The following is a 13837-nucleotide window of genomic DNA, read 5'->3' as shown; positions in this document are numbered from 1 at the left end:
CGCCCCACCCTGCCGTGGGGCATTCGGCTTTCCATCTTAGAACCTGCCGGAATCGTCAGACCTTGGCTGCGCCGGTGGCTCCCAGGTCGTAGCTTTTCGTGCCCAGCAGACGGGCCACCACGTGGTCGTCGCCCTCGTAGGGCACGTGGCGGCCTTGATTCTTGAACCAGCGCTCCTCGCCCTTGCCGGTGACCAGAATGATCCGCAGACGATCTCCGGGTTGGCCCGGTTGGCCAAGACCCTGTTCGATGGCCTGGGTCCTGTCCAGTACGATGCTGGTCTCCAGGTTGGCGTTGGTGACGAAACTCAGCATTTCCCGGTCCACATGTTCCGAGCTCTCCTCGTTTTCGTCGTCAGAGGTCAGGATGAGTCGATTGACGCGGTCCTGGGCTGCCTGGACGATGCCCTTTCGTCGGTCGATACCCCTGCCGCCGGTTGCTCCGCAGACCAGGGTGATCTCAGGTTTGCGCTCGCCGTAGCGCTCATCCACAAAGTCCAGCAGGGCCTTCATGGAGGCGTAATTATGGGCATAATCGACATAGACAATCCGGTTGTCGGCCTGGAAGCACTCCATCCTGCCGGCGATGCGGATCTTCTCCATGGCGTGGAGGGCATCGGCATCGGGTTCCAGTCCCAGCCGGTTCAGCATGGCAAAGGCGGCTATGGCGTTCAAGGCGTTGAAATCACCGGCTATGGACAGGCTGATCGGGGCCATGGGACCACTGGCAGGGCCGATCAGATAGTCGTTGCCCTTGCCCGGGGCCTTACGTGCCACGAAATCGGCCTCTTGTTGGCCGAATCCAAAAGTGGTCACTGGAATACCGGCGGCGCTCGCATCCTGGCAAATCAGGTCGGCCCTCTGGATGTCGGCTCCCATGACCAGCTGCCTGCTGTTGTAGGCTATGCGGCGCTTGCAGTAGAGGTAGTCCTCGAAGGTGGGATGCTCCATGGGGCTGACGTGGTCGGGTGAGATGTTCAGGAAAGCCCCCAGGTCGAAGGTCAGTCCGTAGACGCGATCCACCTTGTAGGCCTGGGAGGAGACCTCCATGACCAGGTAGCGCATGCCGGCATCCACCGCCTGGCGCATCATGCGGAAGAGGTCCAGCGACTCGGGCGTGGTCAGCTGGGATTCCACGTAATGGCGGCCGTCCAGGCAGTTGTCCACAGAAGAGAAGAGGGCCGCCCGGCCTCCGGAGAGTTCACCCAGCATGGCGTGCAGGTAGTAGGCGGTGGTGGTCTTGCCCTTGGTGCCGGTGATCCCCACCAGGGTCAGCTGGTTTTGCGGATAGCCGTAGAAGGCGGCCGAGAGCAGGCTCATGGACTTGCGTACGTCATTGACGATGATCCCCGGGGCGCTGGTGTGGGCGGACAGGTCCTGCTGGGCCACGTAGGCCGCCGGGCCCTCGGGTCCGCAGGCATCCATGTACTCGGGCAGGAAATGCCCCTTGCAGAAGAGCAGGCTGCCGGGTCCCGCCTGGCGGGTGTCGTAGGTGACGTCGGTGAAGGGCTTGAGCGAGGAGTGATCCGCCGGCTGATTCAAGGTCCATCGATCACCCTGAATTACCTCGCGCAGTTGATCGTGTTTGCGCAGCAGTTCCAGGGCCGAAGCCATCGTCAGCGCCATGCCGTCTTCCTCCTCGTCTGATGGGTTCTTTCAGCCCGACTGCAATCCGGTCGAGGCCAGGTCCAAGTCTATAGTCCCGGCCCGGCAGGCACAGAGGAGTCCTGCCACCCCTTGACCGAAAATATACATATGCCTCGGGTCCCATACAGGAAGTGACCGGGCCGACCATTCCCCGGTGATGAAGGCTCAGAGCCAGGAGTCGATGACCGGGCGGCGTCCCTGGGAGAGCAGGTGCTGGTTGAACTGTTCCCGCCACTTGGCCTGTGCCTGCCGCTGCCAGTCCATGAGGGAATCCATGGTGATCCGGGCCACCTGGGGGAACAGGGTGGTCATGGGCTTGATCAGGTCCACGGCCGCCACCGTATCCGCCGTGGCATTGTGGAAGTTGCCATGGGGGATGACGCCGTAGTACTCGCTGGTCATTCCCAAGTTGCGGCGGCCGGACCGGTGGGAGATCTCCCTGTCCAGGACCAGAGGGTCCACCACCAGCAGATCGCCCTCGCTCAGTGGCTTGACCGAACCCTCGCACCAGCGGGCGATGTCCCCGTCCAGCATCTGCACGTCGAAGGGGGCGTTGTAGGCCAGCAGAGGGATGCGCTTGTCCTGGGCGCGGGCGATGAACCCGGCCATCTGTGCTGTGGCCTGCTCAGGCTCCATGCCTTCGGCGGCCAGCTGCTGATCGGTGAACCCGTTGACCCGACTGGCCCCCTTGCTGATATGCCGGTGCGGATTGACTATCCAGGTGGCTACCGCATCCCCTGAGTAGCCCTTGGCCGGGTCGCGCAGAACCAGGCTGGCCGAAACGATGCCGTCCTTGCCCGGTCTGGTGCCCGTGGTCTCGGTGTCGAACCCCAGAAGCCAGGAGTCCCCCAGGCGTGTCGACCCCTCCTGCTGCGGGGCGGACGCAAGCGCCTGCTCCATGCTTGTGTACTCGGTGTTTTCCATAAGCGATTTCTCCTCTGCCATTATGGTAACCGAGGAGCGACCTGCCCGCGACCGGGTCGGAACCGCAACGGGCGAGGGGGGATGGCACAATAGGGGTGTGGCAGATACCAGCGAACTCGAAAGCAGAAAACGTCAATTCGAGGCCCTGTCCATGCCTGCGGTGGATGTGCTTTACCGACAGGCCATGCGCCTGACCAACAACCCGGACGACGCCCAGGATCTGGTCCAGGACACTTTCGAACGCGGATTCAAGGCCTTCGACCGCTTCCAGCCCGGCAGCAATTTCGAGGCCTGGATGACCACCATCGAACGCAATGCCTACTTCAACCAGTACCACAAGGCCAAGCGGCGCCCGCAGAGGGCCAACGACTCGACCGGCGAGTACAACGACTGGGACATCTATTCGGCCTCTGAACATGGGTCCGAGGGGCTCAAATCCGCCGAGCAGGAATACATGGAGACCTTCGCCCCCGAGGAGATCATGGCAGCCCTGAACCGGCTCAGTCCGGAACGCCGACGGGTCTTCATCGACGCTGCCATCGACGGCAAGAGCTATCAGCAGGTGGCCGATGAGGAGGGTATCAAGATTGGCACGGTCATGAGCCGGCTGAACCGTGCGCGCTCGCAGCTGCGCCAGGAGCTGGAGCGGTATGCCCAGGAGCGCGGCTACCAGCAGGGGCGCGGTGCTGCAGGCAAGCCCTCAGCGGAACAACATGGTGCCGGTGCTGCCAGGCCTAGTATAAAAAAAGAGATCAGCAGCAAGGGGCACTGAGGGCCCCCGAAGATCGGGTATCAGGAAGCGGGCAGGAGCATGGACGGACGCGTGGAGATGAGTCACTACGCCTACGATGACGGCGGCTCCGTCAGGGTGACCCACACCAGCCTGCGCATCTATCAGGATGCCTCCTGCGTGGACCCCAGCGACTGCTTCGATCCGGAATCCTGCTGCGACGAGCGGGAGCGCATGGTCATCGAGGAGCTGCGCCGGTATCTGCGTCCCGAATGCGCGCCGGACTGTCTGTTGGATCGGCTCAGGCACATGTTCGATCAGATGGATGAACTGGAGCAGGGGACACCGGATCGCGCCACGGACAAGTAGATAAAGCCAAGCAGGCCCGGTCGGCTTCTTGGCAGAAGAGCGGGTCTGTCCGGCTGTCTCGGTAGTTGCAGGAACCATGGTCATGCCTATGCAGCCATGGTTTTTATGTATATATGCAAAACCCCGGCACCGTTGGTGCCGGGGCAGACGATCAGGTGTTCGGCCTCTTGCCGTGATTGGCGGCCTTCTTGCGGCGATCCCTGCGCTTGCGTCCGCGCATGCCCATGATTGGACTCCTTTGCTACTGATGAACCTATAAGCCTTGCCGATTATCGCACACCGGGCTGACCTTTGTCGACCAGCCAGGCTGCTCAGACCTCTTGCGCCCGGTATCCCACCTGGGTGGTGTAGACGGCGGCAGGCTGCAGAATGACCAGGTTCCGACCAGTTCTGAAGGCGTTGGCATAGGCGGTCATGGGTTCCACGGCAACGCCGGCCGGACGCATGCCTGCGTCGAAGCCGGTCCCGGTGCAGACCTGCCAGGAGGTGATGGTCTCATCGCCCCAGAGCTGAATGCGGATGCCATCCGGCCGGGTGAACCAGGCCGAGCAGGTGCCGTCATCGTCCCGCTCCACATCGGTCCAGGCATCGTCAAATTTCGCATCCTCGCCCAGCACAGGGCCCTGGCGCAGATCGGTCCGTCCCTGGACGGGTTCGGTGCCGGTGGGCAGCAGCCTGTCCGGATCGACCACCACGTGGGTGCGGCAGGGGATGGACAGGGTGCAGGGGGCGTTGTCCTTCTGGATCTGGTCGCCGACGCCCTGCTTGCCATTGGCCAGCCAGGGGTGGATGCCGAAGGCCCAGGGTGCGGTCTCGTCGCCCAGGTTCAGCGCCCGTGTGGTCATGGTCAGCCCCTGGTCGTCCAGGGTGTAGGTGACGGTGACCACCACGTCGAAGGGGTATCCGCCCATGTCCGGCACCCGCCAGGAGAGGCTGACGGAGTCCTCGGTCAGGGCCTGCAGCCCCCAGTAGGCCCGGTATCCGTAGCCGTGGATGGCGGTGTTCCGGTCGTGCTCGTCGATGGGCAGGGTGTAGGTGTGGCCCTGGAAGTCGTAGGTGCCGTCCTCGATCCGGTTGGGGAAGGGGACCAGCACGTTCCCGTTGCTGCAGGGTACGGTTCCATCCGGGTCGAATGAGGCCAGCAGGTCCTTTCCCCGGTATTTCAGGACGCGCAGGATGGCTCCCAGCTCGGTCACCACCGCCTCGTAATCCCCGTGACGGATGCTGTACTGCTGTCCTGTCCGGGGCACGGCCCCGCCCATCATCTCGTTCGTATGCATGCTCCCACTTCCATAGTGCCGTTGATGCTTGGTACGTCACCATCCTAGCGCCTGGACGGTCTTGGCTTCTTGGTGAAAGAGTGGCGGATGGACTACCGGGGGCCGCTCCGGCTTTCTACCATGGACTTGCATCGTCCGGGATTGTCCGGATTGACATCGATAAGGAGCGGCAGTGGCAGGATTTCGGACCACCGTGTGCGAACAGCCGACCCCGCAGGGGCATGGGCGGGTCATCCTGGCTGATCCACGCGGGTTCTGCGCGGGGGTGGACCGAGCCATCCAGACCGTGCAGACCATCCTGGATGCGGACAACCCCCACCAGGATCAGGGTCTGCCACCGGTCTATGTGCGCCGGCAGATAGTCCACAACCGGCATGTGGTCGAGGACCTGTCCCGGCGGGGGGCCGTCTTCGTGGACGAACTGGACCAGATTCCCGACCAGGCCGTCCGTGCCGGGGTGCCCGTGGTCTTCTCGGCCCATGGAATCGCCCCCTCGGTCGTCAAGGAGGCCCAGCGGCGGGGGATGCGCGTGGTCGATGCCTCATGCCCACTGGTCAGCAAGGTCCACCGGGAGGTCCAGCGCTTCGTTCGCGACGGCTACTCGATTATCTACATAGGCCACCGTGGGCACGACGAGGCTGTGGGAGTCATGGGGGAGGCCCCGGACCGGGTTCACCTGGTCGAGCATGAGGCCGATATCGAGGCCCTGGACTTCGGGCCCGACACCCCGCTGGTCATGCTGACCCAGACCACTCTGAGCCTTGATGAGACCGCCGACCTGGCCGCGGCCCTGCGCCGACGCTTCCCCTGGATTCAGGAGCCGCCGGGCTCAGACATCTGCTATGCAACCCAGAACAGGCAGCAGGCGGTCAAGCTGGTGGCCGGTCAGGCGGACTGCATGATTGTGGTGGGGTCGGCCAACTCCTCCAACTCGGTGCGTTTGGTCGAGGTGGCCCGTCAGGCCCTGGATGCGCGTTTCCCCGGTCAGGGCCAGCAGAGGGCTCACCGAGTCGACGATGCTGGCGAGCTGGACCCGACCTGGCTGCAGGGCATGGATTCGGTAGGACTCACCTCGGGTGCCTCGGTTCCCGAAAATCTGGTTCAGGGGGTGCTGGAGACCCTGGCTGCCCGAGGGTTCACCCAGGTGACCCGGGAACGAGCAGTCGACGAGCACATGCACTTCGTCCTGCCTGCCGCCCTTCGTTCAGCACGCGCATCAAAGAAAGTCCCGCAACCACAGGGCTAAGGCCACCGCTTAGATCTTTCAGTCGGCGGCTAGAGGTGCGGTCTTGGCCTTGAGGACACAGATCAGATCCCGAGGGTCCAGTCCAAGGCTGATGCCGCGCTTGCCGCCGGAGACCATGATGGTGTCGAACTCCAATGCGCCCTGGTCCAGCACGGTCACGTGTTGGGTGCGCTGTCCGAAAGGCGATATACCGCCCAGGACGTATCCGCTCTCTCGTTCGGCCTGGGCCTTGTCGGCCATGCGGGCCTTCTTGGCGCCCACGGCCGCCGCCAGGTGCTTGAGGTTCAGGTGGCCGGTCACCGGTACTATGCCGATGACCCGCTCCTTGCCCGTGTCGGCCATCAGGGTCTTGTAGACCGTGCGCGGGTCCAGGCCCAGCTTTTTGGCTGCCTCGATACCGTACCCCTGGTCCATGTGGTCCGCGTTGTGATGATACTCGTGGATGGTGAAGGGAACCCCCAGACGCTCCAGCTGGGCCATGGCCGGAGTCGCGGCATCCGAATCCGCCCGCTTCTTCTTGCTCATGACTCCATGCTAAGGTACTGACCGTTTAGGGAGGCTGAGGGGTGTCTTTGGCGCGATCGCGCGGAAAGGGTGGTCCATGACCGCTGTCAATGCCTGGCTGCTCGATGCGGTGACGGGCGGCTGGGGGCTGGCTGTGCTGTTCCTGGCCGCCTTTCTGGATGCCCTGCTCATCCCCATACCCACGGAGCTGATGGTCCTGGCCACGGCTTCGGCCTTCCGGGCCACAGGAAGACCCCTTCCCGTCCTGGTCTTTCTGGTATGCGCCCTGGCCTTCGCAGGCGGCGATGCCTGCACCTATGGACTGGGACGGCTGGTCCCGCTGAATCGTCTGGCCGTCTTCCGAGGTGCCGCAGGCAAGGCTGTGACCTCGTGGGCCCATCGGGCCCTGCTGCAGGGGGGTGGCTTCTTCACACTGGCCTCGCGCTTCGTGCCCTCGGGCCGGACCGTGGTCAACCTGACGGCCGGCGCGGCGCGGTATCCGCTGAACCGTTACCTGCCCCTGGCTGCCCTGGCCGGCCTGCTTTGGTCGATTTATATGTGGACCCTGGGGTATCTGGCCGCCTCATGGCTGGAAAACAATCCTCTGGCCGTCATGGCCTTCGGCTTTCTGGCGGGGATGGTCGTCGGCCTGGTCTGCGACCTGGCCATGCGGGCGCTCACCCGAAGGCGCTGATTACCAACAAGGGGCCCGCCCCCGTAGGGAACGGACCCCGAAATCGTTATGGCCGGAGGAGCCGGCCGGATGCTCAGTCGCCCAGCTTGGCGAAGTAGAGCAGGGTGCGGATCATGTTGCTGGTGAAGCCATACTCGTTGTCGTAGAAGGCAACGGTGCGGACCAGCTGGTCGTCACCGTGGGTGTTGACATCGGTCTGGGTGGGATCGAAGATGCCGCCGTGGGTGTCGCCGATCACGTCGGAGGAGACGATGCCCTCGTCGTTGTAGCCGTAGTAGTCCTTGCCCTCGAAGGCCTTCTTGGCGGCGTCGTTGATCTCGTCGACGGTGACCTTCTTGTCCAGGACGCAGGTCAGCTCGGTGACGGAGCCGGAGGGAACGGCCACGCGCTGTGCATGGCCCTGAAGCTTGCCGTCGACGGAGGGAACGACCTTGCCGATGGCCTTGGCGGCACCGGTGGAGTGCTCGATGGTGTTGATGGCGGCGGCGCGGGTGTTGCGCGGCTTGTTGCCCTTGGGGCCGTCCAGCAGCATCTGGGAGCCGGTGTAGGCGTGGATGGTGGTCATGTAGCCGATACGGATGCCGAAGTTGTCATCCAACATCTTGACCATGGCGGCCAGGGAGCCGGTGGTGCAGGATCCGGCGGAGATGATCTTGTCGGAGGACTTCAAGGTCTCCTCGTTGACGCCGTAGACCACGGTGGGCGTGGTGTCGTCCTTGGCGGGGGCGGAGATCAGGACCTTCTTGGCTCCGGCGTTCAGGTGGGCCTGGGACTTCTCGGCCGAGGTGTAGAAGCCGGTGCACTCCAGCACATAGTCCACGCCGTCGTTCTTGACCCAGGGGATGTTGTTGGCGTCCTTCTCGGCATAGACCGGGTACTCCTTGCCGTCCACCACGATGGCGGTGTCGGTGGAGGTGACCGAGACAGGGGTGCCGTCGTCGTGGCGGAAGGTGCCCTGGGTGCTGTCGTACTTGAGCAGATAGGCCAGAATGGCCGGGGTGGTCAGATCGTTGATGGCGGCAACCTCGATGTTGGAGGCGTCGCCGCCACGGGCCTGGAGCTCAAAGATGCGCCGGAAGGCCAGACGACCGATACGTCCGAATCCGTTGATGCCAATCTTTACTGTCATTCAATTCTCCCTTGGAGATTGGCCGTATACAGCACAAAAAATACCGGACCGTATATGGCCGATTACTGATAACATCTCATAGTTTATAGAACCCTGTGTACTTATAGCAAGCGACTACGCGGGTTCTGCCAAGGAAAAAACGAACAAAAAAATTGGTAGGTTTTGTTGTTTGTTTGCGCAACAAAACGATCAAGAATTGTGAGTATTTTCGTTCGTATCAGCCAGCCAATCCTCCCACTGCTGCTGACGGAATCCGACCAGGACACGCCGACCATCCAGCAGGATGGGGCGCTTGACCAGCATGCCGTCGGTGGACAGTAGCTGCAGAGCCTGCTCCGTGTCCATCTGCGGCAGGCGTTTGCTCAATCCCTGGCTGCGATAGGCCTGACCCGAGGTGTTGAAGAATCGCCGCACGGGCAGGCCGCTCATGTCCAGCCATTCGGTCAGTTCCTCCTGGGTGGGTCGGTCCTCCTTGATGTCTCTCTCGATGAAGTCCACATTGTGGTCACGCAGCCAGGTGCGGGCCTTGGCGCAGGTGGAGCAGCGGCTATAGCAGATGAAGAGCGGGTGCCGGACTGTCGGGGTCGCTGACTGGGTGGTAGATGATGCTGTCATGGTTTTTCCTTTCCAAGTGGAGTTTCAAGTCAAGAGGAGGCTCAGGCCAGCCGCCGGGAGGGATGGGTCTCCAGGGAGCCCAGGTCGGCCTTGGGCTCCAGGCTGGTGCTCCAGACCGGCTGGGGCGCCGAGGTGGGGTAGGTGACGAACACGGTTCCCTGCTCCAAGGCTATGTGTGCAGGCCTGCCGGGCAGGAACTCGTTGCTGACACCGGTCACCTGCTGGCTGGTCATGGTCATGCCGTCCGTCTGGTATTTGAGGCCCTGTTCGACAACGCCCAGAGCCTGGTCGCCAGCCGCCAGGACCGAGACCATGGACCTGGGCGGGCAGTCCCAGGCGGGGAAGTCCAGGCTTCCAGGGCCAAGGGCCGTGACCAGCATTCCCTGTCCCCAAAGTTCGGCCCGGCCCCCGCTGGCGGCGATCAGATGGATCAGGTTCAGGTTGGCCAGCGTGTGGTCCATGCGCCCGCCCAGGCCACCATATATAAGGAATCGTCGGCAGCCCCGCTGCCAGCCCACTTTGACTGCAGCCAGCAGGTCCGTATCGTCCTTCTCGGCAGGCAGGACCCGGCGGGGGATGTCTGTTCGTAGCCTTCGGCTACCAGCGGGTAGGGAATCGAAGTCGCCCACGACCAGGTCGGGCTCGTCCCCGTGCTCCAGGGCCGGCTCCAGTCCGCCGTCCGCCGCGATGACCAGGGCCTGTCCTCCGCGTGCCACCTCTTCGCCAAAGTATTGTCCGGCGCCCCAGATCCGGCAGAGCGGTGCCTGACTCGCCTGGCTCGTATGGTCCGACTGACCGTCATCCTGCATGGGATTCTTCTTTCTGCGCTCGCCCATCGGACGCGCCCCCATCATCCCAGACCAACCAGACCGACCAGGAAGGCCAGCCAACCCTGCACCAGGGCCATGTAGGTCAGGGTCCCGCAGGCGATGCTGACCATCATGTTCCGCCAACGCAGGTGAACCAGGGCCGTGACCAGCAGGGCCAGGGCCTCGTAGAGCCCATGGTCGCCTCCCATCAGGTTGGTGTGCCTCAAGGAATAGACCACCAGCAGTCCCATGACGGCGGCGGGCAGCAGACGTCCCAGCCGGGTCACCAGTGCCGGCGGCCGACGCCCCTCCGGCCAGATTATGAAGGGCAGGAATCTGGTGGCCGTGGTTCCCAGGACCACAATGCCTATGGTGATCAGTTGCTGTGCAGTGGTCATGAGGCCTCCCTCTGGTTGTGGAAGTCCAAGAGGATGAAGATGGCCAGGATGACCACCATGGACGGGATGATGAACCGGTCGGGTCCGAAGACCAGCAGGCAGGCCAGGGAGGCCAGCAGACCGATAAGGGCCGGCACGCGGGCTTCGGCCTGCCGCCACTGCTCCAGAAAGAGGACCAGGAACATGGCGGTCAGCACGAAATCCAACCCCTTGGTGTCGAAGTTCGCCAGGTTGCCCAGCACAGCGCCCAGGGTGGCGCCGCCTACCCAGTAGATCTGGTTGAGCAGGGTGACGAAGAAGAGATACCAGCCCTTGTCGGTCCCGGCCGGGTGGGGGTCGGCGGACTCCAGGGCGAAGGTCTCATCGCACATACCGAAGATCAGGTAGGGCTTCTTCCGGCCCGTCCCTCGGAAGACCGGCAGCATGGCCAGGCCGTAGAAGAGGTGCCGCGCATTGACCATCAGGGTCAGCATCAGCGCGCCCCAGGGATTGAAGGTGGACATGAGCAGGTCCACGGTCACGAACTCCATGGACCCGGCATAGATCAGGGCACTCATGGCCAGCGGATAGATCACCGGGAATCCGCGGCTGGTCATCAGAAAGCCGTAGGAGATCCCCAGCACAAGGAATCCGGCCATGATGGGCAAGGTCCGTGGGAAGGCCGCAGCTAGGGAGCCCAGGATGGTTCCGGAGGACTCCGCATCATCGTCCACCTCTTCCTGCGCTCGCTGCATGACCCGCCTCCTGGCCTCGTTTTGGAGATGGTCATATGATAATCGCCCCTTGCGCCGCATGGGCAAGCCGGTCGACAATGTGAGAAGGCTGTCAAGAGGCGAGGGAGGCGGAATAGGTGCTCTCCGGCTCCTGTTGAACCTATCGATAGGCACCGGCATGTGAGGAGGAATCATGGACAAGAACAAGATTTCAACCAACAACCCGGCCACGGTCGTCCTGGCGGGGGGTTGCTTCTGGGGCATTGAGCGGTTCTTCCAGGAGGTGGACGGGATCATCGACACCCAGGTGGGATACGCCCAGTCCACAGTGCCCAACCCCAGCTATGAACAGGTCTGCAGCGGTGTCACCGATGCCGTGGAGAGCGTGCGGCTGACCTATGATCCCCAGACGGTCAGTCTGCGGACCCTGACCCTGCTTCTGCTGGATGTGATCGACCCCTTCTCGGTGGATCGGCAGGGCAACGACCGGGGCAGGCAGTATCGCAGCGGCCTCTACTGGGATCCCGAGCATCGCGAGCAGGAGGAGCCCGTCTTCCGGCGCGCCCTGGAGGAGCTGGAGCGCAGGACAGGCCGTCATCCCGCTGTGCAGGTGGAGGCCCTGATCAACTTCTATCCGGCGGAGGAGTCCCACCAGGACTACCTGCTCAAGAACCCCGGCGGTTACTGCCACATCCCGCTGGAGGCCATCGCCAACGCAGCCTCCCGCCAGCGTTACATCGAACGCATCTGGTCCCTGGACCCCGAAAGCTACGAGGTCACCCAGCATTCGGCCACCGAACGGCCCTTCACCAACGCCTACGACGGCGAGTTCCGCCCGGGCATCTATGTGGACGTGGTCAGCGGGCAGCCGCTCTTCTCCTCGGCGGACAAGTACGACTCGGGCTGCGGCTGGCCCGCATTCACCAAGCCCATCGATCCCCGACTGCTGGTCAACCGCAAGGACTACAAGCTGCTGGGTCGGCCCCGGATCGAGGTGCGGACGGCACAGACCGGCATCCATCTGGGACACGTCTTCGACGACGGACCAGCCGACCGTGGCGGGCAGCGCTACTGCATGAACTCCGCAGCCCTGCGGTTCGTACCGCGGGATCGGATGGAGGAGGAGGGATACGGCGACTACCTGCCCCTGGTGGACGGCGCGACCTCCTGACGGGGCATGGTCCTGAGGGCTGTGCTATACTGCTACTCGGCTTGAGAAATCAAGAAAGCGGATGATCCCACCTGGGAGCCTTCCATGGCTTCGGGTTCGACCTGCACCGGTGACGGTTGGCCGTCATCATATACGGTGCAGGCATTGGTTGTTGCGTTGCCATACGGCTGCGACGGTCATGTTCGAAACCTATGGGTTCTTCGCCGGGCAGTGGATGTTGTGGTATTTGAGAAGGAGTCATCATTAGCGACGAACCAAGGATTAACGACGATATACGAGTGTCTCAGGTACGCCTGATCGGGCCCAACGGCGAGCAGGTGGGAATCATTGCGACCTCCGTCGCCCTCAACCTGGCCAAGGAGGCCAACCTTGACCTGGTCGAGGTTGCACCCAAGGCCAAGCCTCCGGTCGCCAAGCTCATTGATTACGGCAAGTTCAAATACAACGAGAAGATCAAGGCTCGTGAGGCGCGCCGCAACCAGAGCATGTCGGAGATCAAGGAGATCCGCTTCAGATTGAAGATCGACGACCACGACTTCGAGGTCAAGGAGGGGCACGTGCGCCGCTTCCTGTCCGCCGGAGACAAGGTCAAGGTCACCATCATGCTGCGTGGGCGCGAGCAGTCCCGGCCCATCGGCGGCGTGGAGCTCCTGCGCAAGCTGGCTGACGACGTCGCGGATCTGGGCTCCATCGAGTTCGCCCCCAAGCAGGAGGGGCGCAACATCATCATGACCCTGTCGCCCAAGGGCAAGAAGGTCCACACCCAGTCCGAGCAGCGTCGGCGGGGCGGCCAGGCCCGTGCCGAGCGCAAGGCCCGTCAGGCGGCCCATCTGGCTGCCAAGGCCGACAACAATACTTCTCCCAAGCAGATGAAATCCAAGGAGGGCAGCAATGCCGAAGATGAAAAGTAACTCCGCCGCATCCAAGCGCGTCCGGACCACGGGTTCGGGCAAGCTCATGCACGCCGGGACCGGTATGCGCCACAATCTGGAGCACAAGTCGGCCAAGAAGCGTCGTCACCTGTCCACTGACGAGGTGCTCGCTCCGACCCAGTCCAAGAACATGAAGAGGATGCTGGCCCGCTGAGCGGGTGCTGTCGCGTCGAGTGAGTTTTTAGAAAGCTGAGGAATATCTATGGCACGAGTCAAGCGGGCAGTCAACGCGCATAAGAAGCGTCGGGTCGTCCTGGAGAGGGCGTCAGGCTACCGTGGCCAGCGCTCCCGTCTCTACCGCAAGGCCAAGGAGCAGCTGCTCCATTCATATACATACAACTTCCGGGACCGCAAGGCCCGCAAGGGCGACTTCCGCAAGCTGTGGATCCAGCGCATCAACGCCGGATGCCGCGCCCAGGGAATCACCTACAACCGCTTCATCCAGGGTCTGCGCCTGGCCGGGATCGAGCTGGACCGCCGTGCCCTGGCCGACCTGGTCGTCAACGACATCGACACCTTCAACGCCATCGTGGCCGAGGCCAAGAAGGCCCTGCCTGCCGATGTGAACGCTCCGGTCGCTGCCTGATCAGCGGACCTGAACACCGTATTGCAGGAACCTCGCCTTTCGCGGGGTTCTTTGCATATTTGACCATTCCTCAGGGGAACGGTAAGTTGATT

At 63.1% G+C, this 13837-nt stretch carries 18 protein-coding genes; 8 read left to right on the top strand and 10 right to left on the bottom strand.

What is annotated here, in order from left to right:
• Window positions 1-55: 55 nt before the first annotated feature.
• Together H3U89_RS00695 and H3U89_RS00690 are read right to left on the bottom strand one after the other, a co-directional pair.
• The gene (locus H3U89_RS00695; RefSeq protein WP_198179082.1) at window positions 56-1624 is read right to left on the bottom strand and encodes a Mur ligase family protein; all 1569 of its coding nucleotides are present in this window, start codon (window positions 1622-1624) and stop codon (window positions 56-58) included.
• Window positions 1625-1810: 186 nt separating this feature from the next.
• Window positions 1811-2569, bottom strand: a complete 759-nt coding sequence (locus H3U89_RS00690; RefSeq protein ID WP_198179084.1) for an exonuclease domain-containing protein — start codon at window positions 2567-2569, stop codon at window positions 1811-1813.
• Between the two features lie 151 nt (window positions 2570-2720).
• On the opposite strand from H3U89_RS00690, the gene H3U89_RS00685 reads away from it, so the two are divergent.
• Both H3U89_RS00685 and H3U89_RS00680 read left to right on the top strand, forming a co-directional pair.
• On the top strand, window positions 2721-3341 hold the full coding sequence (locus tag H3U89_RS00685; RefSeq protein ID WP_052690825.1) for a sigma-70 family RNA polymerase sigma factor: 621 nt from the start codon (window positions 2721-2723) through the stop codon (window positions 3339-3341).
• A gap of 39 nt (window positions 3342-3380) precedes the next feature.
• Complete coding sequence (locus H3U89_RS00680; protein WP_232345391.1) at window positions 3381-3668, top strand: hypothetical protein; 288 nt, start codon at window positions 3381-3383, stop codon at window positions 3666-3668.
• A gap of 151 nt (window positions 3669-3819) precedes the next feature.
• Here H3U89_RS00680 and H3U89_RS08510 read toward each other — a convergent pair whose 3' ends face one another.
• Together H3U89_RS08510 and H3U89_RS00675 are read right to left on the bottom strand one after the other, a co-directional pair.
• Complete coding sequence (locus H3U89_RS08510; RefSeq protein ID WP_099327425.1) at window positions 3820-3894, bottom strand: 50S ribosomal protein bL37; 75 nt, start codon at window positions 3892-3894, stop codon at window positions 3820-3822.
• Window positions 3895-3979: 85 nt separating this feature from the next.
• Complete coding sequence (locus H3U89_RS00675) at window positions 3980-4948, bottom strand: aldose 1-epimerase family protein (RefSeq protein ID WP_198179086.1); 969 nt, start codon at window positions 4946-4948, stop codon at window positions 3980-3982.
• Between the two features lie 172 nt (window positions 4949-5120).
• On the opposite strand from H3U89_RS00675, the gene H3U89_RS00670 reads away from it, so the two are divergent.
• Entirely contained in the window at window positions 5121-6194 is a 1074-nt protein-coding gene (locus H3U89_RS00670; protein WP_198179088.1) for a 4-hydroxy-3-methylbut-2-enyl diphosphate reductase, read from the top strand.
• A gap of 18 nt (window positions 6195-6212) precedes the next feature.
• Here H3U89_RS00670 and ybaK read toward each other — a convergent pair whose 3' ends face one another.
• Window positions 6213-6719: a Cys-tRNA(Pro) deacylase gene (gene ybaK / locus H3U89_RS00665; RefSeq protein WP_198179095.1), complete on the bottom strand. Its 507-nt coding sequence runs from the start codon at window positions 6717-6719 to the stop codon at window positions 6213-6215.
• Window positions 6720-6795: 76 nt separating this feature from the next.
• Between ybaK and H3U89_RS00660 the strand changes: the two genes are divergently transcribed.
• Window positions 6796-7392 carry a DedA family protein gene (locus H3U89_RS00660; RefSeq protein ID WP_198179097.1) on the top strand — a complete coding sequence of 199 codons (597 nt, stop codon included), beginning with the start codon at window positions 6796-6798 and terminating at the stop codon, window positions 7390-7392.
• A gap of 73 nt (window positions 7393-7465) precedes the next feature.
• On the opposite strand, the gene gap is transcribed toward H3U89_RS00660, so the two are convergent.
• The 5 genes from gap to H3U89_RS00635 all read right to left on the bottom strand — a co-directional run bounded on the left by gap (window position 7466) and on the right by H3U89_RS00635 (window position 11077).
• Window positions 7466-8521: a type I glyceraldehyde-3-phosphate dehydrogenase gene (gap, locus tag H3U89_RS00655; RefSeq protein ID WP_015021610.1), complete on the bottom strand. Its 1056-nt coding sequence runs from the start codon at window positions 8519-8521 to the stop codon at window positions 7466-7468.
• Between the two features lie 189 nt (window positions 8522-8710).
• Entirely contained in the window at window positions 8711-9136 is a 426-nt protein-coding gene (locus tag H3U89_RS00650; RefSeq protein WP_045935224.1) for an arsenate reductase family protein, read from the bottom strand.
• A 41-nt stretch (window positions 9137-9177) separates the two neighbouring features.
• Window positions 9178-9972 carry a thiamine diphosphokinase gene (locus H3U89_RS00645; protein WP_198179099.1) on the bottom strand — a complete coding sequence of 265 codons (795 nt, stop codon included), beginning with the start codon at window positions 9970-9972 and terminating at the stop codon, window positions 9178-9180.
• A 14-nt stretch (window positions 9973-9986) separates the two neighbouring features.
• Window positions 9987-10343, bottom strand: coding sequence for a branched-chain amino acid transporter permease (locus H3U89_RS00640; RefSeq protein WP_198179101.1), 357 nt, complete (start codon window positions 10341-10343; stop codon window positions 9987-9989).
• Window positions 10340-11077, bottom strand: a complete 738-nt coding sequence (locus H3U89_RS00635) for an AzlC family ABC transporter permease (RefSeq protein ID WP_198179103.1) — start codon at window positions 11075-11077, stop codon at window positions 10340-10342. The genes H3U89_RS00640 and H3U89_RS00635 overlap by 4 nt, the downstream gene beginning before the upstream one ends.
• Before the next feature lie 169 nt (window positions 11078-11246).
• On the opposite strand from H3U89_RS00635, the gene msrB reads away from it, so the two are divergent.
• The 4 genes from msrB to rplT all read left to right on the top strand — a co-directional run bounded on the left by msrB (window position 11247) and on the right by rplT (window position 13745).
• Window positions 11247-12227, top strand: coding sequence for a peptide-methionine (R)-S-oxide reductase MsrB (gene msrB / locus H3U89_RS00630; RefSeq protein WP_415873556.1), 981 nt, complete (start codon window positions 11247-11249; stop codon window positions 12225-12227).
• A 239-nt stretch (window positions 12228-12466) separates the two neighbouring features.
• On the top strand, window positions 12467-13138 hold the full coding sequence (gene infC, locus H3U89_RS00625; protein WP_029676114.1) for a translation initiation factor IF-3: 672 nt from the start codon (window positions 12467-12469) through the stop codon (window positions 13136-13138).
• Window positions 13119-13313 (top strand): 50S ribosomal protein L35, encoded by a 195-nt coding sequence (gene rpmI / locus H3U89_RS00620; RefSeq protein ID WP_015021617.1) that lies wholly within the window; start codon window positions 13119-13121, stop codon window positions 13311-13313. The genes infC and rpmI overlap by 20 nt, the downstream gene beginning before the upstream one ends.
• A 48-nt stretch (window positions 13314-13361) precedes the next feature.
• Window positions 13362-13745 (top strand): 50S ribosomal protein L20, encoded by a 384-nt coding sequence (gene rplT, locus H3U89_RS00615; RefSeq protein WP_015021618.1) that lies wholly within the window; start codon window positions 13362-13364, stop codon window positions 13743-13745.
• Window positions 13746-13837 lie beyond the last annotated feature (92 nt).

The organism is Bifidobacterium sp. W8104 (genome assembly GCF_016100735.1).
Taxonomy (GTDB): Bacteria; Actinomycetota; Actinomycetes; order Actinomycetales; family Bifidobacteriaceae; genus Bombiscardovia; species Bombiscardovia choladohabitans.
Note: the sequence above shows the minus strand (reverse complement) of the source record. Positions and strands in the feature narration are given on the sequence as shown.

Coding starts and splice junctions, on each gene's coding strand:
- H3U89_RS00695 (WP_198179082.1), bottom strand. CDS start 1,624: ATGGCGCTGACGATGGCTTCGGCCCTGGAACTGCTGCGCAAACACGAT.
- H3U89_RS00690 (WP_198179084.1), bottom strand. CDS start 2,569: ATGGAAAACACCGAGTACACAAGCATGGAGCAGGCGCTTGCGTCCGCC.
- H3U89_RS00685 (WP_052690825.1), top strand. CDS start 2,721: ATGCCTGCGGTGGATGTGCTTTACCGACAGGCCATGCGCCTGACCAAC.
- H3U89_RS00680 (WP_232345391.1), top strand. CDS start 3,381: ATGGACGGACGCGTGGAGATGAGTCACTACGCCTACGATGACGGCGGC.
- H3U89_RS00675 (WP_198179086.1), bottom strand. CDS start 4,948: ATGCATACGAACGAGATGATGGGCGGGGCCGTGCCCCGGACAGGACAG.
- ybaK (WP_198179095.1), bottom strand. CDS start 6,719: ATGAGCAAGAAGAAGCGGGCGGATTCGGATGCCGCGACTCCGGCCATG.
- H3U89_RS00660 (WP_198179097.1), top strand. CDS start 6,796: ATGACCGCTGTCAATGCCTGGCTGCTCGATGCGGTGACGGGCGGCTGG.
- gap (WP_015021610.1), bottom strand. CDS start 8,521: ATGACAGTAAAGATTGGCATCAACGGATTCGGACGTATCGGTCGTCTG.
- H3U89_RS00650 (WP_045935224.1), bottom strand. CDS start 9,136: ATGACAGCATCATCTACCACCCAGTCAGCGACCCCGACAGTCCGGCAC.
- H3U89_RS00645 (WP_198179099.1), bottom strand. CDS start 9,972: ATGGGCGAGCGCAGAAAGAAGAATCCCATGCAGGATGACGGTCAGTCG.
- H3U89_RS00640 (WP_198179101.1), bottom strand. CDS start 10,343: ATGACCACTGCACAGCAACTGATCACCATAGGCATTGTGGTCCTGGGA.
- H3U89_RS00635 (WP_198179103.1), bottom strand. CDS start 11,077: ATGCAGCGAGCGCAGGAAGAGGTGGACGATGATGCGGAGTCCTCCGGA.
- rpmI (WP_015021617.1), top strand. CDS start 13,119: ATGCCGAAGATGAAAAGTAACTCCGCCGCATCCAAGCGCGTCCGGACC.
- rplT (WP_015021618.1), top strand. CDS start 13,362: ATGGCACGAGTCAAGCGGGCAGTCAACGCGCATAAGAAGCGTCGGGTC.